We start from the raw sequence: 22,425 nt of genomic DNA on the forward strand, positions 1-22,425 counted from the left end.
TCTGCTGACCGGTACGGATGCCGCACCCGGGAGACAGGTCACGGCGTACGTGTCGTGGCCGCCGCCCGGTCACTGTGGTCCCGGTGGAACCGTCGCGCGGCCGTGGGTCGCGGGACGTGTGGAGATGTCGAGGAGTCATAAAATGACGGATTTGTTGACAAAGTTTCCGCGACGGAGAACGGTGCTCCTCGCGTCGCTGCTGGCGGTCGGGATGGCCGCGACGGCCTGCAGTGCGCCGGGCGAGGACAGGTCGTCGAGCCAGAAGTCCGATGCCGCCGTCAAGACGGAGTTGGGGACCGACCCGGTCACCCTGGAGATGTACGCGGAGACCGGCTTCCCGCTGGCCAAGGCGCTGGCCGACGAGTTCTCCAAGCAGCACTCGAACGTCAAGTTCAACATCCGCGAGGACCAGTTCACGGTGATCGTGGAGAACGCGCCCCGGGTGATGGCCTCGGACAACTCGCCGGACATCATCCGGCTCCCGACGATGGTCGACCTGGTCAAGGACGACCTGCTCAAGAACCTCGACCCTTACTTCACCGCGTACGGCTGGGACAAGTTCCCCGCCTCGCAGCTCATGCAACTGCGCGTCGGCGAGAACACCCGGGGCACCGGCTCGCTGTACGGGATGGGGCTCGGCTACAGCGTCACCGGCGTCTTCTACAACAAGAAGCTGGCCAGCCAGATCGGCATGACCCAACCGCCGGCCACTGTCGCCGAGTTCGAGGAGCTGTTGGCCAAGGCGAAGACCGGCGGGGTCCAGCCGATCATGCAGTTCAACAAGAACACCGCGGGCATCAACTTCCCGCACCAGGCGCTGCAGAACCAGTTCGGCGACCCGACCCAGGTCGCCGACTGGATCTTCCAGAAGTCGGGGGCCACCTTCGACACCCCGGCCGCCCTGAAGGCCACCCAGACCATCCAGAAGTGGGCGCAGGCCGGCTACTTCACCAAGGATGCCAACGCCCTGGACTACGCGGGCATGGTGGGGGAGTTCCAGAAGGGCAACGGCCTGTTCATGTTCAACGGTGACTGGGAGTCGGCCAACCTCGACAAGTCGATGCCCGCCAACGTGGGCTTCTTCCTGTTCCCCACCGAGTCCGCCGGTGGTAAGCACGTGGCGATGTCCGCCCCCAACACCTTCGGCGTCTCCGCCAAGGCCAAGAACCCGGACGCCGCCGCGTACTTCCTGAACTGGGTGCACACCAACGCCAAGGCCCGCGAGATCTCGGTGACGGTCGGCGGCTCCAGCCCTGGCGGCCCGAGTGACCTGCCGGTGCCGAGCGCCGCCCCGAACACGGTGCTGGCCGAAACCCTGAAGGCGTCGCAGCAGCTCGGCGCGGAGAACGGCGCGGTGGACTTCACCGCCAACGCGACAGGCGGCATCTTCGCTGCCGCGATCACCCCGGAGATGCAGAAGCTGATCGCCGGCCAGCAGACGCCCGAGGGGTACGTGAAGGCGGTCCAGGCCGAGTACCAGAAGGAACTGTCCCGATGACGTCTGCCCTCGGCAGCGCACCAACCGGGCAGGACGACAGTCGCGCCCGCCCCACCCCCACGCGGGCCCACCGATTCCGGTGGGCCCGCGCGGCCGGGACCGGCTGGTTGTACGTCCTGCCCGCCCTGGTGATGTACGCGGTGTTCGTCCTGCGCCCGCTCGTCCTGACGCTCCAGTACTCGCTCTACGACTGGAACGGGATCGGGGTGGCGCGCTGGGTGGGCCTGGACAACTACCTCACCGTCTTCACCGACAGCGACCTGCTGAAGATCATCGGCAACGCCATGATCCTGATCGTCTTCTTCAGCTTCATCCCGGTCGCGCTCGGGCTGTTGGTGGCGAGCATGGTTCGCCGGATCACCACCGGCGCGTTCGGCACCATCGTCCGCACCATCCTGTTCCTGCCGCAGGTCATTCCTCTGGTGGCGGCGGGCATCGCGTGGAGCTGGCTGCTCTCGTCGAACGGTCTGGTCAACCAGGCGCTGCGCGCGGTCGGGCTGGGTGGCGTGGCGCGCGCCTGGCTCGGCGACTTCGACACGGCGCTGCCCGCGGTCGGCGTCATCGGCGCCTGGGTCCTGCTCGGCCTCTGCACGATCCTGCTGGTCACCGGCATGAGCAAGATCGATCCGGCGCTGTACGAGGCCGCCCGACTGGACGGTGCCGGGCCGGTCCGCGAGTTCCTCGCCGTGACCCTGCCCAGCCTGCGCCAGGAGATCGGTGTCTGCCTCACCGTGACGATCATCGCGGCGCTGGCGAGCTTCGACATCGTCTACATCTCCACGAGCGGCGGCCCCGGCCTGCAGACCACGGTGCCGGGCCTGGAGATCTACCGGCTGGCCTTCTCGCAGCGACAGGTGGGGCTCGCCTCGGCGCTCGCTGTCGTACTCATGGTGCTGGTGCTGGTGTGTGTGCTGCCGATCCAGCGCCTGAGCCGAGGGGACAAGTCATGAACCTGAGCCGACGCGAACAGGTGACCGGCCGGGTCTTCCTGATCGCCCTGATCGTCGTCACACTGCTGCCGTTCGTGAGCATGCTGTCGGCGGCGTTGCAGCCCCGGGGCACAGTCCCCAACGGGCTCGAGTGGCCGTCCGACCCGCAGTGGGGCAACTTCGCGGATGCCTTCACCGCCGCGAACATGGGTGCCCTGCTGCGTTCCAGCCTGCTCATCGTGGTCGGTGTCGTGCCGGTGTCGGTGCTCATCGCGACAATGGCCGGCTTCGGGCTCGGTCAGTTGCGGGTGCCCGGTGGTCGACTCGTCTTCGGTCTCTTCCTGCTGGGTCTGACCCTGCCGTTCGAGGCAGTGGTCACGCCGCTCTACTACCAGATGCAGGACCTCGGCCTGCTCAACACCCGCTGGGCCATCATCCTGCCGCTGATCGGGCTGTACATGCCGTTCGCGGTGTTCTGGATGCGGGCGCACTTCACCAACGTGCCCGTCGAGTTGTCCGAGGCGGCCCGGGTGGACGGCAGCAGCACGTGGCAGTTGTTCTGGCGGGTCCAGGTGCCGCTCGCCCGGCCGGCGATCGCCTCGCTGACGATCCTGATGTTCCTCTGGACCTGGAACCAGTTCCTGCTCGCCATCGTCCTGGTCGACGACGCCACCAAACGCACCATGGCCGGGGCCCTCGGCGCGTTCCAGGGCCAGTGGGGCACCGATCTGGTGCTGCTGTGCGCCGGGTCGCTGCTGATCCTCACCCCGACCCTCATCGTGTTCCTGATCTTCCAACGACAGTTCATCAAGGCCCTGATCCAGGGGTCAGTGAAGGGGTAGGTAGTGATCACACAGCCGCAGATCCACGGCGACGTCGACGATCGCTACGGGCGCGTCGCCGACGTCTTCCGCGACAACTTCACCTCCCGCGCGGAGGTCGGCGCCGCGGTCACCGTCTACGTGCGCGGCCGCAAGGTCGTCGACCTGTACGGCGGGGTGGCCGACACCCGTACCGGGCGGCCCTGGGACGCGCGGACGCCGGCCGTCGTCTTCTCCTGCACCAAGGGAATCCTGGCGATCTGCGCCTATCTGCTGGTCCAACAGGGCCGGCTGGACCTCGACGCGCCAGTGACGCGCTACTGGCCGGAGTTCGGACAGCACGGCAAGACGGGCATCCCGGTGCGCTGGCTGCTCACGCACCAGGCCGGTCTGCCCGCTGTGGACCGCTCCCTGACCCTCGACGAGGTTCTGGCGTGGGATCCGGTCATCACGGCGCTCGAGGAGCAGGCGCCGTTGTGGGAGCCGGGCACGGCGCACGGCTACCACTCGATGACCTACGGCTGGCTCGTCGGAGAGGTGATCCACCGCATCACCGGCCAACTGCCCGGGGCGTTCTTCGCCGACACCCTCGCGGGCCCGCTCGGCCTGCACACCTGGCTGGGGCTCCCGGCCGCCGAGAGCGACACTGTCGCCTGGAACCTGGCTCCGGCCCCGGACCCCGACCCGTTCGTGGACGCGGTCGCCGAGCGGGGCATCACCATGGGGGGCGCCTTCGCGTTCCCCGCCGACGACGACGGCCTGGTGAGCTTCAACGACGACGCCATCCGGGCCGCCGGTGTGCCCGGCGCGGGCGCGGTGAGCACCGCCGAGGGCCTCGCGCGTCTCTACGCGGCGTGTGTGTCGGATCTCCGGGGTGGGCCGCTGCTCACGGCGGCGTCGGTGGACGACGCGGTGGTGGTTCGCTCCCGTGGCCAGCAGCGGCACGGCCCACCGGACACCGGGCAGCGCTGGGGCACCGGCTTCCTGCTGCACTCGCCGCCGGCCCGACCCCTGCTGGGTGAGCGCAGCTTCGGCCACGACGGCGCGGGCGGGAACCTGGCCTTCGCCGACGCCGAACATCAGGTGGGGTTCGGTTACGTGGTCAACCAGATGCGCGGGATGGGCGACGAGCGCGCCAATCTCCTGGCCGCCGCCGTCCGCACCTGCCTCACCACCTGAGGCGCCGCCGGCTCGACGCCCGACCGTGAGCACTGCAACAAACCTGCAAGCCTCAGCTATTGCCTTCAGGGAAAACGCTTTCCTACGATTGCGTTACATCGATGTTGCAATTAACGGTCGGGCGAGCGGCGTCACCAGGAGCACCTCACCCGTGCCGCACATCCCTGCTCTTGCCAGGGCGCGAGAGACCTCGATGAGAATCACGCGATTGACTGTCGCCAATCCCTGAATGACGTCCGTAGGCAGCCGTGGTCGCGATGTCCGTCGAGGCGAAGCCTGGCACGAGACGAATGCGAAGGTGAGGCGACATGAGACGACCAGTCGCGTTGCGACGGCAGGCAGTGCTGGCTGCGGCGGGCATGGTGATCGCGGTCGGGGTGACCCTACCGACCCCGGAGGCTGCGGCGGCGGTGGGCAGCGCCACCGGCTACGCCACCCAGAACGGCGGAACCACCGGCGGCGCGGGCGGGCAGACCGTACGAGTCAGCACGGGCACGGCGATCCACGCGGCGCTGTGCGGTCGGACGAGCAGCAGCACCCCGATCACCATCGAGGTCACCGGGACCATCAACCACGGCAACACCAGCAAGGTCTCCGGGTCGAGCTGCAACACCGCCGCGGGCGTGATCGAGCTCAAGCAGATCAGCAACGTCACCATCATCGGGGTCGGCAGCGCCGTCTTCGACCAGGTCGGCATCCACATCCGCGACTCCAGCAACATCGTCATCCAGAACGTCACAGTGCGGAACGTCAAGAAGTCGGGCTCACCCACCTCGAACGGCGGGGACGCCATCGGGATGGAGAGCACGGTCCGCAACGTCTGGGTGGATCACGTCACCCTGGAGGCCTCCGGCGGCGAGTCCGAGGGGTACGACGGGCTCTTCGACATGAAGGACAACACCCAGTACGTCACGCTGTCCTACAGCATCCTGCGCAACTCCGGTCGTGGCGGTCTCGTCGGGTCCAGTGAGAGCGACGTGTCGAACGGCTTCATCACGTACCACCACAACCTCTACGAGAACATCGACTCCCGCACCCCGCTCCTGCGCGGCGGGGTCGCGCACATCTACAACAACCACTACGTGAGCCTGCGCGAGTCCGGGATCAACTCCCGGGCCGGGGCCAGGGCCAAGGTGGAGAACAACTACTTCCGCGACTCCAAGGACGTCCTGGGCACCTTTTACACCAACGAGCGCGGCTACTGGCAGGTCGCCGGCAACATCTTCGACAACGTGACCTGGTCCAACGCCGGCAGCGAGAACTACCCCGCCGGCCCCAACCCGACCTCGACCACCACCGTCGGCATCCCGTACCCGTACAGCCTCGACGGGGCGAGCTGTGTGCCGGACATCGTCCGGCAGACGGTCGGCGCCAACACGGGCCTCAGGGTGTCGAACGGCAGTTGCTCGCCGCAGACCCCGCCGCCCACCACCCCGCCGCCGACGACACCGCCGCCCACGACACCCCCACCGACCACCCCTCCGCCGACCGGCGGAACCAACCTCAGCCTCGGCGCCGGCGCCGACGGCTCCAGCAAGGCCAGCGGAACCAGCTACGGCAACGTGCGCGACGGCAACCTGAGCACCTACTGGTCGCCGGCCGGGTCGACCGGCACGATCTCGATCAAGTGGGGCTCCGCGACCCAGGTGTCTCGGGTGGTGATCCGCGAGCCGTCCGGCACCCAGGGGTCCATCGGGTCCTGGCAGCTGATCAACAACGACAACGGTGCCGTCCTGGCCGCCGGCAGCGGGGCCGGTTCGATCAGCTTCTCGTCGACGGCGACGACCAAGCTCAACTTCACGATCAACAGCTCCGGCGGTACGCCACGAGTCGGTGAGTTCGAGACGTACGCCAGCTAGCCGATCGTCCGGTTTCCCGGCGGATGCGGTGTCGAGCGGTACCCCTCAGCGGAATGTTCCACTGAGGGGTACCGCTCTTCGGCGGATCGGCACGGACGGCCAGCCGGGCGCGTCCCTCACGAGTCCGTGGACGGCAGGGTGTCCATGAAGGAGCTGACGGAGAAGACCGCTCGACCGGGCCCGGCGGGGCCGTACCCGGGCGGGCTGGACAGGCCGTGGGCGTCCATCGTCGCCCGGTAGGCCTCCAGCAGGCGGACGTGGTATTCGAGCGGCGCGCCTTGCGGGTTCGTTCGGCCCAGCGGTGTGGTGGGCTCCGGGCACCAGGTGGTGAACCGGGGTGTGATCCCCCGGGACATGAAGTAGTCGAGCCCCTCGGTGGTGGAGTCGATCGCCTCGTCGACGCTCGTGAAGCCGTGCGGGGCGGCCATCTCGACGCCCGCCACGAAGTTCGGGATCACGTTGCGCGGGCCGAACACCTCGGCGGAGTCGAGGATGCGGCGGTGCCACTCCTCCCGGCCGACGTACCGCTCCTTGCCCGGGCAGTACAACTCGAACAACCGCTTGTCCCACACCTCGTAGTTGGGGTGGTAGATGCGGATCCCGTAGTCGTGGAACCGCTGCACGTCGGCTCGGGGCAGCGCCTGGGCCACGACCTTGCCGATCCACCGCCCCGGAAAACGCTCCTCGATCGCCTGCGCGTACCGGCCGTAGAAGTCGGCCTCGGCCAGCCCGTCCACCTGCGAGGTGATGCTGCCACCGGTGAGCGTGTACGCCTGCGACGCGCGATCGACGTCGTGTCGGTCGATGATCTCCAGAGCCTCGAGGACCTCGTCGACGGGCTTGACCCCCGTGTAGGGCCGGCCGGCCTGCTTGTGCTGCCGCCAGTTGTGGTTGATGTCGCAGTACTGGCACTCCTCCTTGGCGCCGAAGTACTGGCAGACCCGGAACGCGGTGAGGTAGATCAGATAGCCCCACTGGATCGTCGGGGCGACCTCCATCACCGACTTGCCGTTGGCCAGCGTGTGCCGGTAGTACGCCGGCATGGGAGGCAGCCCGACGTCGGCGATCGGCCGTCCGTCCAGGAACAGTCGCAGTCGACCGTCGCCGTCGGTGCCGACGCGGTACGGCGAGCTGGGATTGGTGCGGACCGAGACGACGGTACGACGCAGCTCGTACGGGCCTCCGGTGAGCACGATCTCCTCCGGCGGCCGGCGTAGCGCCGCCGTCCCCAACTCCGGCAGTGTCCGGTGGTCGAAGGAGAAGATGAAGTACGACTTCGGCTTGACGTCGCCGTGCTCGTTGTCGGTGAGTGCCGTGTCGTCGAAGGCGAGCCCGCCCCGCAGCAGGTCCTCCTTGAGGACCGCCTCCCGGGGCACGTGGGGGAAACGGCTCATCAACTCTTCGACGAGGTCGGTGCGCGACTCCATGCGGTTCCCTCCGAACGCGGTACGCCGAACCGGGTGGCCGGTGCCACCCGGTCACCGGCTGATCAACCCTGCTTCGTCTCCCAGAAGATCTTCGAGATCTCCTCGATCTTGCCGAGGAGCTGGTCGGCGACCGCCGGGTCCGCGGCACCCTTCGCGCCGCCGGCACCTGCCAGCTTCGTCGCCTCGTTGAACAGGCCGTGCAGCTGGGGGTACTTCTCGAAGTGCGGCTGCTTGAAGTAGTCGGTCCACAGGACCCAGAGGTGGTGCTTGACCAGATCGGCGCGCTGCTCCTTGATGAGCAGCGCGCGGGTGCGAAACTCGCTGTCGTCGCTGGCCTGGTACTTCACGGCGATCGCCTTGACCGACTCGGCCTCGATGCGGGCCTGCGCCGGGTCGTAGACGCCGCAGGGCAGATCACAGTGCGCGCTCGCGACGGTACGCGGGCGGAGAAGGCGGGACAGGTGCATGGGAATCCCTTCGACGGTGGTGCTCAGCTGACGCCCGTCCGGACGTGATCATCTTGGGACGCTAGGACCTCAACCGCACTTGATGTCAAGCCCGGGTCGATGACGAACGCTGTTTCTGAATGAGCGTCAGCAGGGCCGCATGCGTCCGCTCGTCGGCGGCCGCGACGAGACCGTCCCCACCGGCGTGCAGCGGCTCGCCGTCCAGCCCGGTGACCACGCAACCGGCCGCCTGGCAGAGCGCGATCCCGGCCGCGAAGTGGACGCTGTTCCGCAGGTCGTGGCGGTCCGTCACATAGGCGGCGCGGCGACCGGCGGCCACCCAGGCCACGGCCAGGCTCGTGGAGACGACCCGGGGCCGGAACTGTTCGAGGAAGCCCTCGTCCGTGAGCATGCGGGCGGCCAGGAAGACGGCCCGGTTGGGGAACGGCGGGTCGAGATTCAGGTCGACGAGCGACGATTCGGCCGACGGAACGAGTCGGACGTCCGTCCCCGCGCCCCGGACGTAAGCGGCGGTGCCGTCGGTCCAGAACACCTCGGCCGCGAACGGGTCCACCGAGGCCGCCACCGTGACGTCCGACCCGACGCGCAGAGCGACGTTCACCGAGGCCAGCATCGTCCGCGCGGCGAAGTTCAACGTGCCGCACAGCGGATCGACGAGCCACGTGCGCCCGTTGTCGCCAGTACCCGTGCGCCCGCTCTCCTCGCCCACCACCGCGTCGTCCGGACGCGCCGCGCCCAGGACGTCGATGACCGCCTGCTCGGCCTCGACGTCGGCGGCGGTGGCGAAGTCGCCGGCGGTCTTCATGACGCGCGTCAGTGCCGTGCCGTACCGGGAGCGGACGACTGCGGCTCCCGCTTCCGCCGCCTCGATGGCCAGCGCCTGGTCTGTGATCGACATGCCCGAACCATAGAAGGTCGGTCAGGAGACCGCCGTCCTCACCAGCTCGGTGATCTTCTTCTCCACCGCCGCGCTCCACCGCTGCAACGCGTACGCCACCGGCCAGAAATCCCCGTCGTCCAGGTTGGCCGGGTCCTGGAAGCCCACTGTCGAGTACCGGTAGTTGAACTTGCCGGAGTCCTGGAAGAAGACGACGATCTTGCCGTCCTCGTTCGCGTAGGCGGGCATCCCGTACCAGGTCTTCGGCGTCAGGTCCGGGGCGGCAGCGGTCACCGTCACGTGCACCCGCTCGGCGAGCGCGCGGTCCTCCGGCTCCATCTGCGCGATCCGGTCGAGGACAGCCTGCAACCCGTCCGCCTTCTTGGCGCCCTTCCTGCCCTCGGCGCGCAGCTCGGTCGCGCGCTCCTTCATGGCGGCCCGCTCCTCGGGGCTGAAGCCGTCGGACTCGGTCGTGCTGGTCTTCGCGGACATTGTCGGGCTCCCTCTCGTCGTCAGGCCCGGCGCGCTGCCGTCTGCCTGGGGAAAGGCTAGGCCGGGCGGCGCCGTGCCGGCTTCTCGATTCCTGATCGGTGTGCGACTCCCGCCGACCCGTTCGGCGGAGACGGCGCGGCCGGACCCTGGGGATGGGCCAGTGACGAATGCTTCCTGCCCGTGAGGTGCCGCAGCGGGGTGACCTGGGCCTCGCGACGGTGCTCACGGCCCCGGCCGCTGGCTAGGTTGTCGGACGAGGACGAGCGAGCGTTTCCGGGGGAGACCAGACATGAGCACCACCGCCGACCAGATGGCGACGGCGTACTTCGACGCCATCGGAAGGCTCTGCCGGGTGACCCCGAAGGGCTGGTACGCCGAGCGGGGCACCGCTCGGGCGGGGCTCACCCACGCCAACGTGCCGACGCTCAACGGGATCCTCGAGACGACCACCGAGCCGGACCTCGCCGCCATCGACGAGCTGGCGACCGAGGTCAGCCGGCAGACACCGCACTGGTCGATCATCATTCGCGGTGCGGCGAGCGACGAGGTCGCCGCACTCGCGGCCCGGCACGGGCTGCGCGCCCGCAGCGACCTCCCGCTGATGGCCTGCGCCACCGACGCCATCGTGTTCCGGGCCGGCTCGGCCCAGCAGGCGCCGGTCCGCCGGGTCGGAGCCGCCGAGAACGAGCGGTACACCGACACCCTCACCCGGAGTTTCGAGGCGCCTGAGGGTGCCTTCGGCCCGCTGATGGGAGGCGCGGTGCTCGACACCGACGCCATCACCGGGTACATCGCTGAGGAGTCCGGCAGCCCGGTCGGCACCGGGCTGGGCATTCGCACAGCCGGTGTGGTCGGGGTGTTCAACATCGCGGTCGTACCGTCCGCCCGGGGTCGTGGCCTGGGCCGGGCGCTCACCGAGGCGGCGCTTCGCGACGGTGTCGCCGCCGGGGCGGACGCCGCGTACCTGCACACCAGCGCGATGGGTCGGCCGCTCTACGAGGCGATGGGCTTCACGCTCGTGGAGACCTGGACCGTGTTCCAGACGAACTGACGGCCGGAAGAACGGGAAGAGCCATGACCTTCAGCGACGACGTCCGCTCGGCCTTCCGGCGCGGCGAGACCGACGCCGTGGTGCGGATGAGCGAGGCCGAGATCGAGCGGGCCCAGGCGGTCGGCGACCCGGCCGGCGAGGTGGAAGCCCGGTACAGCCTCGCCCGGGTCGCCATCCGCGGCGGCGACCTGCCGGGCGGTGCGGCACGAGCCCGGGAAGCTCTCGCGGTGGCGCTGCGCTCCGGGGACCGCTTCCTGGAGGAACGGCCGAGGCACGTGCTGGCCGCCGTGGCGCGGATGTCCGGTGACCTGCTCCGAGCCCGGGACCTGTACCGGGAGAGCATCGCGCTCAACGAGGCGCTCGGCCAGCCCGAGACGGTGAACTCCGAGGTGCACAACCTGGCGTTCTGCGAGTTGGGCCTGGGCAACCTGGACCAGGCGAGGACACTGTTCACCGAGAGCCGGGAGCGGGTCTTCCGCAACGGCTGGGCCGACTTCGTGCCGTACGTCTGCGTTGCCGGCGCCGCGCTCGCGACTGCCGAGGGGGACCACTCCCGCGCGGCCCGGATGATTGGGGTCGCGGACGCCGCGTTCGCGGCGCTCGGCCAGGTGCCGGACCCGGACGACGCCGCGGACCTCGCCCGGATGCGCGCTGCCGCGACCGAGGCGCTCGGCCCGAGCGACTTCGACGAGAAGTACGCCACGGGCCGACGCCTCGAACCGCGAGCGGCGTTCGACGTGGACACGCCCTAAGCAGCGGCCCCGGGTGAGGCCGAGGCCCGGGCAGCGGCGATGGTCATTCCCCGCTCCGACGACGGGAAGTGGTCGAGCATCGCGCGGATCTCGTCGGCGCTCACGTTGGCGCCGAACAACTCGCTGCCCGGTTCGAGTCGTACCCCCTCGGCCAGCGGGCCGGCGACGACCGGGTCGAAGCCGAGCGCGTCCACCAGCCCGCCGACCTCGGTGAGGGCGGCGCTGTCGTCGCCGGCGATCGCGATGGCCTTGCGGCCGGGCGCCCCCGCCGGCCGGGCCTCGTCCTCCAGGTCGTGATAGCCCATGTGATTGAACGCCTTCACGACGCGTGAAGCGGGCAGGAACGCCTGGACGGTCTCGCTCGACGAGGTACGCGGGTTGGTGAGGTCGTCGCGGATGCCGTCGATCTCCCACCAGTAGTTCATGGCGTCGACCACGAGCTTGCCGCGCAACGCCTCGGCGGGAACGCCGCGGTACTTGCCGAGGGGTAGGGCCAGGATGACGATGTCGGCGTCGGTCGCCGCGTCGACCGCCGTGGTGGCCTCGGCCCCCGGGGCGAGGACCTCGACGGTGAGGGCGATCTTCGCCGGGTCGCCGGAGCCGGCCACCCGCACCCGGTAGCCGGCGGCGACGGCGAGCCTGGCGAGCACAGTGCCCACCTTGCCGGCCCCGAGGATGCCGAGGGTCGGCGGCCGGCTCCGGTCGTTGTCGAACATGTCGTCCTCTCGCTGGGGGTGCTGATCAGGCCAGCAGGTCGCGGACCATGGGGATCACCTTCGCGCCGTAGAGCTCCACGGCGCGCATGCGGGCGCTCGCCGGTTGCGCGCCGGCCGAGTAGATGAGGTCGAACCGGCCGACGCCGAGGCTGCGGATCGCGCGGGCCATCCGGCGGGCCACCGTCTCCGGTGAACCGATGTAGAGCGAGCCGTTCTCCACCTCGGAGTCGAACTCCTGACGGCGGATCGGTGGCCAGCCCCGCAACTTGCCGATCCGGTCCCGCATGACGCGGTAGTGCGGCCAGTAGATTTCCTTGGCCTGCTCGTCGGTGTCGGCGATGAAGCCCGGCGAGTGCATCCCGACCGGGTGCGCGGTCGTACCGAGCTGGTCGGCCGCCCGGCGGTAGAGATCGATGTACGGCGCGAAGCGCTCCGGCGCGCCGCCGATGATCGCGAGCATGAGGGGCAGCCCGTACCGGGCGGTGCGGACCACCGACTGCGGCGAGCCACCCACCCCGACCCAGGTGTCCAGGTGACCGGACTCGGTCTTCGGGAACACGTCGGCGTTCTCCAACGGGGCGCGCAGGGTGCCGCTCCAGGTCACCGGCTTCTCGTCGAGCAACTTCACGAACAGTTCGATCTTCTCCTCGAACAGCGTGTCGTAGTCGCGCAGGTCGTAGCCGAAGAGGGGGAACGACTCGGTGAACGAGCCGCGACCGAGGATGACCTCGGCGCGGCCGTTCGACAACGCGTCCACAGTCGCGAAGCGCTGGAAGACCCGGACCGGGTCGTCCGAACTGAGCACTGTCACGCCGGAGGCCAGCCGGATCCGCGAGGTGCGGGTGGCGATTCCGGCCAGCACCGTCTCCGGCGTGGAGACCGAGTACTCCGGCCGGTGGTGCTCGCCGAGGGCGATGACGTCGACCCCGAGCTGGTCGGCGAGCACTGCCTCGTCGACGACCTGCCGGATCGCCGCCGCGTGGGAGACGAGCTTGCCGGCGTCGTCCTGTGGTACGTCGCCGAACGTGTCCAGGCCGAACAGCAGATCAGACATGGGTGGGCTCCTTCGCCAACAGCTCCCGGACCCGCGGCGCGACCTCACTGCCCAGCAGGTGGATGGTGCGCGCGCGTGCCTCGCGAGGCAGGTGCATGATGTCGTACTTCAGGTCGAAGCGGCTCAGCCGCAGGTCGCGGGCGACAGTGGCGATCTTCTGCGCCACCGTCTCGGGTGATCCGACGAAGAGCGCCCCGTGGTCGATTTCGGCCTCGTAGCGTGCGCGGTCCGGTTTGTAGAAGCCACGTTCGGCGGCCAGGGCCGCCACGACCGGCTGCCAGTACCGCCACCACGTCTCCACCGCCTCCTCGTCGGTGTCGGCGACAAGGCCGAGTGAGTGCTGCCCGATTGGCTGGAGGGTATGCCCGAATTGTTCGAGCGCCCTGGTGTACAGGTCGACGTGGCCGGCGAAGCGCTGCGGACGCCCACCGATGATCGCGAGCATCAGCGGGAGGCCGTGCCGGGCGGCGCGGATCACCGAGTTGGGGCTTCCGCCGACACCGATCCAGGTCGGGATGCCACCCGGCCGCATCCGGGGGTGCAGGAGTTGGCTGGTCAGCGGGCTTCGTACCGTGCCGGACCAGGTGACCGGTTCGTCCTGTTGGAGTCGCAGGAACAGGTCGAGCTTCTCCTCGAACAACCGCTCGTAGTCCGTCAGGTCGTAGCCGAACAGCGGAAACGACTCGGTCGCCGACGCGCGTCCGAGGACGATCTGGGCACGGCCGTCGGAGACGGCGTCCAGGGTCGAGAACTCGTGGTAGAGCCGGACCGGGTCGTTGGTGCTGAGCACGGTGACCGAGGTGCCGAGGCGAATTCGCTCGGTCGCCGTCGCGACCGCCGCCAACAGCACCGGTGTCGCCGAATCGTTGTGACCCTCGCGGTAGTGCTCACCGACGCTGAACACGTCGATTCCCGCCGAGTCGGCGAGCCGGGCCTCGTCCACGAGTAGCCGGACGGTCTCGGCGTCGCTCAGCACCCGGTCGCCGTCGGTGGCCACCTCCCCGAACGAGTTGAGCCCCAGCTCGAAGTCCGCAGCTACCATCGTCTCCTCCTAGCAGTTGACGTGTCAATGATGCTAACTTTGCGATTGACACGTCAATTCCCGGGGAGGGTGAGATGACGGAGGCCACACCCGGTCGACGGGGCGGACGCCAACTCCCCACGGCCGACGAGCTGCGGATCTGGCGCGACTTCATCGAGACGACGGCAGCGCTCAGCTCCCGGCTCGAATCCCGCCTGCAGAGCGACTCGTCGCTCTCCACCGGGGATTACGCAGTTCTCCTCGCCCTCTCCGAGGCGGAGGGGCAGGCGATGCGGTCGTCCGAGCTCGCCGCGCACATCGGGTGGGAACGGAGCCGGCTCTCCCACCACCTCGGGCGGATGGAGCGGCGCGGCCTGCTCCGCCGCCGGGAGTGCGCGACGGTCCCCCGTGGGGCGGAGGTGCTGCTGACGACGGCCGGAGCCGAGGCGTTCAAGGGAGCCACCTTTCCGCACCTGCGCACCATCAGGGAACTCTTCGTCGACGCTCTCACCCCGGATCAGGTTGTCGCGGCGGGCGAGATCGCCGCGGCGCTGCGGGCGCACCTCGACGTCCTGGGCAGTAGCCAGGCCATTCCTGACAGCGAGTGATCGATCAATTGCTAACGGCTACCCCCGGGTGGTCCAATCTTTCGGGAACCCGCCAATCCGCCTGCTCCGGCTGAGACGCGACGGCTGCCGCCCCGGGAGGTACGACCATGACCGATTCCGCCACCGCCGAGGCCCACCGCGTTCGACCTGGTCGTCAGGGCTCTGGGCGTACGGAGTCGGTGCTGCCGGAGCTGCGGGAGATGTGGTGGGAGACGGGGGTGCGGGCGAGGGCGGAGGCCGGTCTGTTCGCCGTCTTCGCCGAGCTGCCCAGGCTCGTCCGGACGGCTCTCGGCATCAGTTGGCGCGCGGATCGCCTCCGCACCGGTGTGGTGGCCGCAGCGACGGTCGGCGCGGGGGTGATGGCCGCCTTCGGCCTGCTGGCCACCCAGCGGGTGTTGGTGGAACTGTTCGCCGGTGGGCCGACCGCGGACAAGGTGCGGGCGGCCCTTCCCGCGCTGGCCGTGCTGGCGGCGACCGTCGCGCTCCGCGCGGGGATGGGCATCGCCACCGGGTACGCGCAGAACGGTTTGACGCCCCGGGTGAGCCGTGAGGTGGAGCGGGGCCTGTTCGAGGTGTCCACAGCGGTCCGGTTGGAGGCGTTCGACGCCGATGCGTTCGCCGATGACATGGAACGCGCCTCGCGCGGCACCGAGTCGACGATCGCGCTGGTGCAGGCGTCGATGAATCTGCTCGCCGGCCTCGCTGGGCTGCTCGCCGTGGCGGCTGCCGTCATCGTCATCCATCCGCTGCTGCTGCTGGCGTTGCTTGTCGCCACGGTGCCCAACGCGTGGGCGTCGTTGCGGGCCGGGCACCTGCGCTACCAGACGTACAACGCCGGCTCGGTGCGCCGTCGTCGACTGTGGTTGCTGCACAAACTGATGGCCGAACGGGCCTCGGCACCGGAGTTGCGCTCGTACGGGCTGCGCGGGTTCCTGCTCGACCAGTACGACCGGGTGATGCGGGTGGAGACCGACATCCAGCTCACCCTCGCCCGGCGGGTCACCACGACCACCACAGTCGGGGCGGTCATCGGGGGTCTCGCCACCGGCACCGTCTACGCCCTGCTGGGGTTGCTGCTCCTGGACGGGCAGATCCCGCTCGCCGCAGCGGCGACCTGCGTCATCGCTGTGCAGTCCGCACAGCGGTCCCTGGCCATCGCCACCTTCCAGGTCGACCACGTCTACACCCAGGGTCAGCACTTCGGCGACTACACGGGCTTCATGACCCGCGCCGACGCCTACCTCCCGGACCGGGCTGGGCCGACGGCCGCGGCCGACCCCGATCGGCTGCGCGAGTTGACAGTCAACGCGGTGAGTCTGCGCTACCCCGACCGGGACGACCTCGCCGTCGACGGCGTCACGTTGACGATCACCGCCGGGCAGACGGTCGCGTTCGTCGGCGAGAACGGCTCGGGCAAGACGACGCTCGCCGCGATGATCGCCAGCCTCCGCGCCCCCACCGAGGGCAGCATCGAGTGGAACGGCCTCCCGTTGTCGGACTGGGACGTCGACGGGCTGCGGGCCCGGATCGCGGTGGTGACGCAGGAATACCACAAGTGGCCGTTCACGGCGGCCACGAACATCGCCATCGGCGACGTCGACAGCGAGGCCCGGCAGGATCGCATCGAGACCGCCGCCGGCCGCGCGGTCGCCCACGACATGATCAACGAACTTCCGCACGGGTACGAGACGCTGCTCGACCGGACCTTCGCGCGCGGCCAGGACCTTTCCGGTGGGCAGTGGCAGCGCATCACCGCAGCTCGTGGGTTCCTGCGCGACGCCGAACTGCTGATCATGGATGAGCCGTCCTCCGCGCTCGACCCCCGGGCCGAGGACGCCCTGTTCCAGACCATCCGGGACCGCAGGGGACGTGCCACCACCATCCTCATCACGCACCGGCTCGCCAACGTCCGGCACGCCGACCGGATCTTCGTTCTGCACCACGGACGGCTCGTCGAAGCCGGCACACACGCCGACCTCGTCGCCACCGGCGGTCGGTACGCCGACCTGTTCGCCCTCCAGGCAGCCGGTTACGACGCGAACCTGGCCGAGGGCCACCAGCACACCTGAACCATCCAGTCAGACTCGTCTCCTGCCCGTTCCCGGAAGGTCGTCAGCCGGCCTGGGCTCCAGCACCACCACTGCGGTTTCTGACGATCGCCGCGCCGCGTGGGCGTCGAAGTTCTTGTCGGCCTCGCGCCAGCGTGGCCACAGCCGCGACCGCTCGGCCTCGGTGGCGACGCGGCCGCGCACCAGTCGCGGCCCGTCGACCAGGTCGACGGACGCGTCCGGGTGGGTCTGGAGGTTGAGCCACCAGGCGGGGGCACCCTCGCCCCAGCCGTTCATCGCCACGCCGACCAGGTTCGGGCCATCCTCGAAGTAGGCGAGGATGACGCTTCGCTGTTGACCGGTGCGGCGACCGACAGTGGTCAGCCGCAGAGTGCCCCAGCGGTGCTCGCGCGGTCGCCACAGCCCGACCCGGCTGCCGGTGACCCGGTACAGGCCCCGGTGCACCGACCAGGCCAGCCGAATGAACCACCGCGGCGGAAGCCACGGTGCCTTCGTGCCCTGACCATCCGACATGACGACCTCCTCCACCGACACCTGCTGGTGGCCCGGTGGGGCTGTCGTGTCCGACCGGTAACCCCCACTGTGGACCGAGGTTCCCAGTCTTGCGGCGCGGGCGCGGCTGGCGGCCTGTTGTCCATGATCCGACCGAGGCTCGGACCGATCGGTGGAAGCCCCACGTCGGCGACCGGCTGCGCTAGCGCGGCCATGCCTCGATGGTGCGCACGCCGTCCCGGACCACCCGATCCAGGATCGCCGGGTTGCCGCTGGCGCCCTCCCACCCCTCGTCGTTCAAGACGGTGACCGTGGTGTCGACGCGGGCCACGGCGATCTGGCTGGACGCGGTCCGGCCGGTGCGCTCGCCGTTCAGGTTCGTCTCGGGCCAGGTCCGGGTCAGCAGCAGCGCCTCGTTCCCGACGTCGGACAGAGTCCTGCTCGTGACGGTCACGCGGATGCTCGACTGGTCGTACGCGGGACAGGCCCGCACGGCGGCGCGGAGGCGGTCCAGGTAGGCCGACGCGCCAGAGCTGTCGAAGGTGAAGATGGTCTGGTGGATCATCCCCTGCGGCACGTTGCTCGAGGGCTCGCCGGCCTTCTGGTAGGTGACAGTCATCGCGGCGCTCGCGGTGACCTGCCGGCCGCCGGTGCCGAACTCGTTGGCACACAGCTTCGGCAGGGCCTGCTCGACGGGTGTCGTCCGTCGCGGAGACTTCCTCAGCTCGATGGGCAACTCGGCGAAGGCCGAGGTCGGAATGGTCACCCGGGTGCTCGCGCTCGGCGACGGTGAGTCGCTCGGAAGCGTCGACGCCGACGCCGACGCCGACGCCGACGCCGGCGCCGACGCGGTCGGCGGTGCCGAGGTCGCCGGGGCCGAGTCGACCGGGCCCTCCGGTGTGCTGCAGGCAGCGGTCAGTGCGATGGCGCCCAGCAGTGCGAGCGCGCGTCGCGTACGGGCGGTCGGCGGTGGCGTGTGTCGGCTCATGATCACCTTCCGTCGTCCCACGGTCCAGTTCTCTACCCTGCACCGACCGAAACGACCAGGCAGCGCCTCGGACATGGACCGGACAGCGGTAATTGATGTGCTCCGCCTCGGCCGCGCCGCTATGCTGCCCGGCATGACCAGCGTGATCGCCGCCTGCACCGGACCGTCGTGTGACGTCCAGGTTGCTGCGGGGCGACGCCGGCGATCCGTCGCCCGCCCGCGCTGACCTGTTCCCTGCGACCGGCGGATCGAGCCGCCGGTCGTTGCGCTGGCCGTCCTCGGTCCCGCCGCTTTCTCCCCGTTGACGGCTCGCGTGACAGCGTGAGTCCGAGCGAGAACGGCGTACTCATGGATCTTGAAAAGGTGTTGTCCGACCGGCTGGCACCGGCGTTCGCCGCGGTGGCCGGCGGCCCGGTGGACCCGCTCGTGCGGCGGTCTCCGCGTGCGGACTTCCAGTCCGACGCGGCTCTGGGGCTGGCCCGGCGGCTCGGCCGCCCGCCCCGGGACATCGCCGCAGCGGTGCTGACCCACGCGGCACTCGACGACCTCGGCGTGTCGGCGGAGGTCTCCGGGCCGGGTTTCCTCAACCTGGTGGTCAGCGACCGGGCCCTGGCGGACCTGGTCGGCGGGCTGGCCGTCGACGACCGGCTCGGTGTGCCGTCGACGGCGACGCCGCAGACCGTGGTGGTCGACTATTCGGCCCCCAACGTGGCGAAGGAGATGCACGTCGGGCACCTCCGGTCGACGGTGATCGGCGACGCTGCGGTGCGGCTGCTCGACTGGCTCGGGCACCGGGTGGTGCGGGTCAACCACCTGGGTGACTGGGGAACGCCGTTCGGCATGCTGATCGAGCACCTCATCGACCTTGGCGAGGCCGAAGCCGCGCAGAACCTGTCGATGGGGGATCTGGACACCTTCTACCGGGCGGCCCGAGTGAAGTTCGACGCCGACGAGGCGTTCCAGGAACGGTCCCGGCTGCGGGTGGTCGCGTTGCAGGGCGGCGACGAGCGGACCCGGCGGTTGTGGCGGCTGCTGGTGACGCAGTCCGAGCGGTACTTCCTGACCGTGTACGACCTGCTCGACGTGACGTTGTCCGCAGACGACTTCCGGGGCGAGAGCGCCTACAACGAGCTGCTCGCGGGCGTCGTCGACGACCTGGACCGGCGGGGGCTGCTGCTGCCGAGCGCAGGGGCCGACTGTGTCTTTCCGCCCGGCTTCACGGGCCGCGGCGGCGAGCCGTTGCCGCTGATCGTGCGCAAGAGCGACGGTGGATACGGCTACCCGGCCACCGACCTGGCTGCCCTGCGGCAGCGCGTCGGCGAGCTGGGTGCGACCCGGCTGCTGTACGTCGTTGGCCTACCGCAGCGGCAGCACTTCGCGATGGTGTTCGCCGTTGCCCGGGCAGCCGGTTGGCTCCATCCGCCGGCCCGGGCCGAGCATCTGGGCTTCGGGTCCATCCTCGGCACCGACGGGCGGATGCTGCGCAGCCGGGCCGGTGAGTCGGTGAAGCTCGTCGGGCTGTTGGAGGAGGCCGTCGCCCGCGCCACCGACCTGGCCCGGAGCAGGAACCCGGAACTGGACGCCGGGACCGCCGAGGAGATCGGTCGCGCGGTGGGCATCGGCGCGATCAAGTACGCCGACCTGTCAGTCGATCGGACGAAGGACTACGTCCTGGACTGGGAGCGGATGCTGGCGCTGGACGGGAACACCGCGCCCTACCTCCAGTACGCGTACGCCCGGATCCGGTCGGTGCTGCGGCGGGCCGGGACCGCCGTGCGGCCGGACGCGCCCATCCTGGTGGTGCAGCCGGCGGAGCGGGCGCTCGCGGTCGAGCTGCTCGGCTTCGCCGCGGTGGTCGGCGAGTTGGAGCGGAGTCTCGAGTTTCACCAGCTCGCCGGTTACCTGCACCGGCTCGCGACAGCGTTCAACGCGTTCTACGAGCACTGCCCGGTGTTGCGGGCCCCGGACGCGCTGCGGGACAGCCGGCTGCTGCTGGCCGAGCTGACCGCCCGGACCCTGCGGCAGGGGCTGGACCTGCTCGGCATCCGGACCGTGGAGCGGATGTGACGGGCCGGCCTCCCGGGCCGGTCAGCGGGCCCTCTTCGTCGCCCGCTTCCGGGGCGGCGTCAACAGGTCGGCGATCTGCGCGATCGCGGCGGGCACCAGGCGGTAGTACGCCCAGACACCGCGCTTGTCGCGTTCGAGCAGGCCGGCCTCGGTGAGGATCCGTAGGTGATGACTCACCGTCGGCTGGGAGAGATTGAGCGCCGAGGTGAGGTCACTGACTGACGCCTCACCTTCCGGCGCGGACTGGATCAGGCTGAGCAACCGGAGTCGCGCCGGATCGGCGAAGGCCTTCAGCACCCCCGCTAGCCGTTCGGCATCGGCCCGCTTGATGGGATCGCCGGTGAGCGGCGAGATCGCAGGCATGGCAGTTTTCGCAGTTCCCACGCCTGCCATAGTGACACCAACACCATCAATAAACCTGCAGAACCGGCACCAGTCCTCCGATGGCGTCCGGACGGCGGAGCGAAACCGCCGAACGTGAGCCGACAGTCGACGTCCGTGGCGGGCAGGTGGGCCGTGTGGAGCTTCGGGAAGCTCCACACGGCCCACCACGCCGGGGTACGCGTCAGCGGTGCGGCCGGGGTGCGACGCGGGGCAGGACGTACGGCGGCCCGGCGAAGATCAGGTCGGACTTCAACTCCTGGTACGCCCGCTTGGGCTGGTAGTTCTCGTCGTAGATGGTGGCCAGGCCCTCCGGCGGGTCGTCGAACCAGCCCGGCACCCACGAATGGTTGTCACTGAAACCCCAGACCGTGTACGACAGGCAGCTTCGCACGGCGAGGCACGCCTTCATCAGCACGCTGAAGTTGGCGGCCGACGCCTGGAGACGGGGGTTGATCTCCTCCGAGTTGCCCGCCTGCACGCCCGCCGTCAGCTGGCTGCGGACGTCGACCTCGGTGAACGCGGTCGCGACGCCGAGCCCCGCGAACCTCTTCAGCGCGGCGGTCACCTGGAGGGTGTCGAAGTTGCCGTACTGGGTGCCCAGGTGGCCCTGCGAGCCGACGCCGTCGATCGGCACGCCCTGGGCGCGCAGGCCCTTGGTCATGTCGTACACGAACTGGGTCTTGTCGTCCGCCGGGTTGCCCGAGCCGAACGCCTCGATGTTGTAGTCGTTGTAGAACAGCAGGGCCCTGGGATCGGCCGCCCGCGCCCAGCGGAACGCGTCGGCGATGTAGCCGGGCCCGAGGTTCTGCGCCCAGAAGCCCTTGTAGTGCAGTGTCGACGGGGTGTCCCACGGGTCGCTGACCGCCTCGTTGACGACGTCCCACTGCCAGACCTTGCCCTTGTAGCGGTTGACGACGGTGGTGATGTGCCGGCGCAGCAACTCGCGCAACTCCTGCTTGCTGATGGAGCCGTCGGCGACGCCGCTGGTCAGCCAGGCGGGCAGCTGGTTGTGCCAGACCAGCACATGGCCGCGCACGCTCTGTCGGTTGCGCTTGGCGAACTCGACGAACTGGTCGGCGGGCCCCCAGTTGTAGCTGCCGCGGGTCGGCTCCAGGCTCTCCCACTTCATCACGTTCTCGGCGGTGACCGAGGCGAACTCGGTGGAGGCCAGCCTGCGGTACTGCGGGTCGTTGGCGTCGTTGAGGGCATCCATGTTGACGGCGGTGCCGACGTGCAGGCCGTGGCGCAGGCCGAGGGTGGCGAGGCTCTGCGTCGTCGGGTCGTACGGCCGGCTCGCGGTGGCCGGCACCGTGTTCAGCGTCGCGACTGTCGCGACGGCGACCAGGCCGGCGGTCGACCACTGTCTCAGCTTCATGTGCCTTCCCTTCCAGACGGTCAGATGACAAACGTCGATCTAGGAGGTGAGGGTCCGGTGGTGGTGGCGGGTGGTGGCGTGGGTCGGGTCGGGTGATGCCGGTAGTTCCGGCCGGAAACCGGAAACCCGCTCGAAACGTTAAGCCGATCGATGTCTGGGCGTCAACGCCGAAAACTTCCGGAAATTCATCACATGACCTGCCCGGCCCCGACCGGCGAGCGTTCGAAACTTTCGGCGACCGGCGACGTTCTCTCGTCGCGGCGCACGCCGCAGGCGTCGTCGGCCACGTGGCCGACGAC

22 protein-coding genes are annotated in these 22,425 nt (G+C 69.7%); 11 read left to right on the forward strand and 11 right to left on the reverse strand.

All coding sequences use genetic code 11. The features are described 5' to 3' along the window. The first annotated feature begins 142 nt into the window (after window positions 1–142). From ABZ406_RS29080 to ABZ406_RS29100, 5 genes are all read left to right on the forward strand, one after another. A complete protein-coding gene (locus tag ABZ406_RS29080; protein WP_357768409.1) occupies window positions 143–1,498 on the forward strand; it encodes an extracellular solute-binding protein in 1,356 nt (451 codons plus the stop codon). Continuing rightward, window positions 1,495–2,448: a sugar ABC transporter permease gene (locus tag ABZ406_RS29085; protein WP_357768412.1), complete on the forward strand. Its 954-nt coding sequence runs from the start codon at window positions 1,495–1,497 to the stop codon at window positions 2,446–2,448. Before ABZ406_RS29080 ends, ABZ406_RS29085 begins: the two co-directional genes overlap by 4 nt. Then, window positions 2,445–3,269 (forward strand): carbohydrate ABC transporter permease, encoded by an 825-nt coding sequence (locus ABZ406_RS29090; RefSeq protein WP_357768415.1) that lies wholly within the window; start codon window positions 2,445–2,447, stop codon window positions 3,267–3,269. The genes ABZ406_RS29085 and ABZ406_RS29090 overlap by 4 nt, the downstream gene beginning before the upstream one ends. A gap of 3 nt (window positions 3,270–3,272) precedes the next feature. Then, window positions 3,273–4,427 (forward strand): serine hydrolase domain-containing protein, encoded by a 1,155-nt coding sequence (locus tag ABZ406_RS29095; protein WP_357768418.1) that lies wholly within the window; start codon window positions 3,273–3,275, stop codon window positions 4,425–4,427. Window positions 4,428–4,735: 308 nt separating this feature from the next. After that, complete coding sequence (locus ABZ406_RS29100) at window positions 4,736–6,286, forward strand: pectate lyase (protein ID WP_357768421.1); 1,551 nt, start codon at window positions 4,736–4,738, stop codon at window positions 6,284–6,286. Window positions 6,287–6,402: 116 nt separating this feature from the next. Here ABZ406_RS29100 and ABZ406_RS29105 read toward each other — a convergent pair whose 3' ends face one another. The 4 genes from ABZ406_RS29105 to ABZ406_RS29120 all read right to left on the reverse strand — a co-directional run bounded on the left by ABZ406_RS29105 (window position 6,403) and on the right by ABZ406_RS29120 (window position 9,549). Beyond that, the gene (locus ABZ406_RS29105; protein ID WP_357768424.1) at window positions 6,403–7,713 is read right to left on the reverse strand and encodes a radical SAM protein; all 1,311 of its coding nucleotides are present in this window, start codon (window positions 7,711–7,713) and stop codon (window positions 6,403–6,405) included. Window positions 7,714–7,775: 62 nt separating this feature from the next. Beyond that, window positions 7,776–8,180 carry a superoxide dismutase, Ni gene (sodN, locus tag ABZ406_RS29110; RefSeq protein WP_357768427.1) on the reverse strand — a complete coding sequence of 135 codons (405 nt, stop codon included), beginning with the start codon at window positions 8,178–8,180 and terminating at the stop codon, window positions 7,776–7,778. Window positions 8,181–8,265: 85 nt separating this feature from the next. Then, the gene (locus ABZ406_RS29115; protein WP_357768430.1) at window positions 8,266–9,078 is read right to left on the reverse strand and encodes an inositol monophosphatase family protein; all 813 of its coding nucleotides are present in this window, start codon (window positions 9,076–9,078) and stop codon (window positions 8,266–8,268) included. A 21-nt stretch (window positions 9,079–9,099) separates the two neighbouring features. Further along, window positions 9,100–9,549 (reverse strand): hypothetical protein, encoded by a 450-nt coding sequence (locus ABZ406_RS29120; protein ID WP_357768433.1) that lies wholly within the window; start codon window positions 9,547–9,549, stop codon window positions 9,100–9,102. Between the two features lie 289 nt (window positions 9,550–9,838). On the opposite strand from ABZ406_RS29120, the gene ABZ406_RS29125 reads away from it, so the two are divergent. Together ABZ406_RS29125 and ABZ406_RS29130 are read left to right on the forward strand one after the other, a co-directional pair. Next, complete coding sequence (locus tag ABZ406_RS29125) at window positions 9,839–10,600, forward strand: GNAT family N-acetyltransferase (RefSeq protein ID WP_357768436.1); 762 nt, start codon at window positions 9,839–9,841, stop codon at window positions 10,598–10,600. A 23-nt stretch (window positions 10,601–10,623) separates the two neighbouring features. Further along, the gene (locus ABZ406_RS29130; RefSeq protein WP_357768439.1) at window positions 10,624–11,352 is read left to right on the forward strand and encodes a tetratricopeptide repeat protein; all 729 of its coding nucleotides are present in this window, start codon (window positions 10,624–10,626) and stop codon (window positions 11,350–11,352) included. On the opposite strand, the gene ABZ406_RS29135 is transcribed toward ABZ406_RS29130, so the two are convergent. From ABZ406_RS29135 to ABZ406_RS29145, 3 genes are read right to left on the reverse strand one after another with little or no spacing between them, the layout of a single operon-like run. Next, entirely contained in the window at window positions 11,349–12,068 is a 720-nt protein-coding gene (locus tag ABZ406_RS29135) for an NADPH-dependent F420 reductase (RefSeq protein ID WP_357768442.1), read from the reverse strand. The genes ABZ406_RS29130 and ABZ406_RS29135 overlap by 4 nt on opposite strands. A 25-nt stretch (window positions 12,069–12,093) precedes the next feature. Further along, window positions 12,094–13,122, reverse strand: a complete 1,029-nt coding sequence (locus ABZ406_RS29140; protein ID WP_357768444.1) for an LLM class flavin-dependent oxidoreductase — start codon at window positions 13,120–13,122, stop codon at window positions 12,094–12,096. Continuing rightward, window positions 13,115–14,164 (reverse strand): LLM class flavin-dependent oxidoreductase, encoded by a 1,050-nt coding sequence (locus tag ABZ406_RS29145; RefSeq protein ID WP_357768449.1) that lies wholly within the window; start codon window positions 14,162–14,164, stop codon window positions 13,115–13,117. The genes ABZ406_RS29140 and ABZ406_RS29145 overlap by 8 nt, the downstream gene beginning before the upstream one ends. 74 nt (window positions 14,165–14,238) lie before the next feature. Between ABZ406_RS29145 and ABZ406_RS29150 the strand changes: the two genes are divergently transcribed. Together ABZ406_RS29150 and ABZ406_RS29155 are read left to right on the forward strand one after the other, a co-directional pair. Next, on the forward strand, window positions 14,239–14,751 hold the full coding sequence (locus ABZ406_RS29150; RefSeq protein ID WP_357768452.1) for a MarR family transcriptional regulator: 513 nt from the start codon (window positions 14,239–14,241) through the stop codon (window positions 14,749–14,751). A 200-nt stretch (window positions 14,752–14,951) separates the two neighbouring features. After that, window positions 14,952–16,820 carry an ATP-binding cassette domain-containing protein gene (locus tag ABZ406_RS29155; RefSeq protein ID WP_357768465.1) on the forward strand — a complete coding sequence of 623 codons (1,869 nt, stop codon included), beginning with the start codon at window positions 14,952–14,954 and terminating at the stop codon, window positions 16,818–16,820. A gap of 9 nt (window positions 16,821–16,829) precedes the next feature. Here the strand turns inward: ABZ406_RS29155 and ABZ406_RS29160 are convergent, their stop codons facing one another. Continuing rightward, window positions 16,830–17,333, reverse strand: a complete 504-nt coding sequence (locus ABZ406_RS29160) for a nitroreductase family deazaflavin-dependent oxidoreductase (protein ID WP_357768455.1) — start codon at window positions 17,331–17,333, stop codon at window positions 16,830–16,832. Between the two features lie 181 nt (window positions 17,334–17,514). Beyond that, entirely contained in the window at window positions 17,515–18,078 is a 564-nt protein-coding gene (locus tag ABZ406_RS29165; protein ID WP_357768458.1) for a hypothetical protein, read from the reverse strand. On the opposite strand from ABZ406_RS29165, the gene ABZ406_RS29170 reads away from it, so the two are divergent. Together ABZ406_RS29170 and argS are read left to right on the forward strand one after the other, a co-directional pair. After that, complete coding sequence (locus ABZ406_RS29170; RefSeq protein ID WP_357768461.1) at window positions 18,041–18,526, forward strand: hypothetical protein; 486 nt, start codon at window positions 18,041–18,043, stop codon at window positions 18,524–18,526. The two genes, ABZ406_RS29165 and ABZ406_RS29170, sit on opposite strands and share 38 nt — an antisense overlap. Window positions 18,527–18,648: 122 nt before the next feature. Then, complete coding sequence (argS, locus tag ABZ406_RS29175) at window positions 18,649–20,367, forward strand: arginine--tRNA ligase (protein WP_357768468.1); 1,719 nt, start codon at window positions 18,649–18,651, stop codon at window positions 20,365–20,367. 21 nt (window positions 20,368–20,388) lie between these two features. Here the strand turns inward: argS and ABZ406_RS29180 are convergent, their stop codons facing one another. Next, the gene (locus ABZ406_RS29180) at window positions 20,389–20,730 is read right to left on the reverse strand and encodes a metalloregulator ArsR/SmtB family transcription factor (RefSeq protein ID WP_030333934.1); all 342 of its coding nucleotides are present in this window, start codon (window positions 20,728–20,730) and stop codon (window positions 20,389–20,391) included. 202 nt (window positions 20,731–20,932) lie between these two features. Further along, a complete protein-coding gene (locus ABZ406_RS29185) occupies window positions 20,933–22,126 on the reverse strand; it encodes an endo-1,4-beta-xylanase (RefSeq protein WP_357768463.1) in 1,194 nt (397 codons plus the stop codon). Window positions 22,127–22,425: the final 299 nt, after the last annotated feature.

Source organism: Micromonospora sp. NPDC005710 (assembly GCF_040630995.1).
Lineage (GTDB): Bacteria > Actinomycetota > Actinomycetes > Mycobacteriales > Micromonosporaceae > Micromonospora.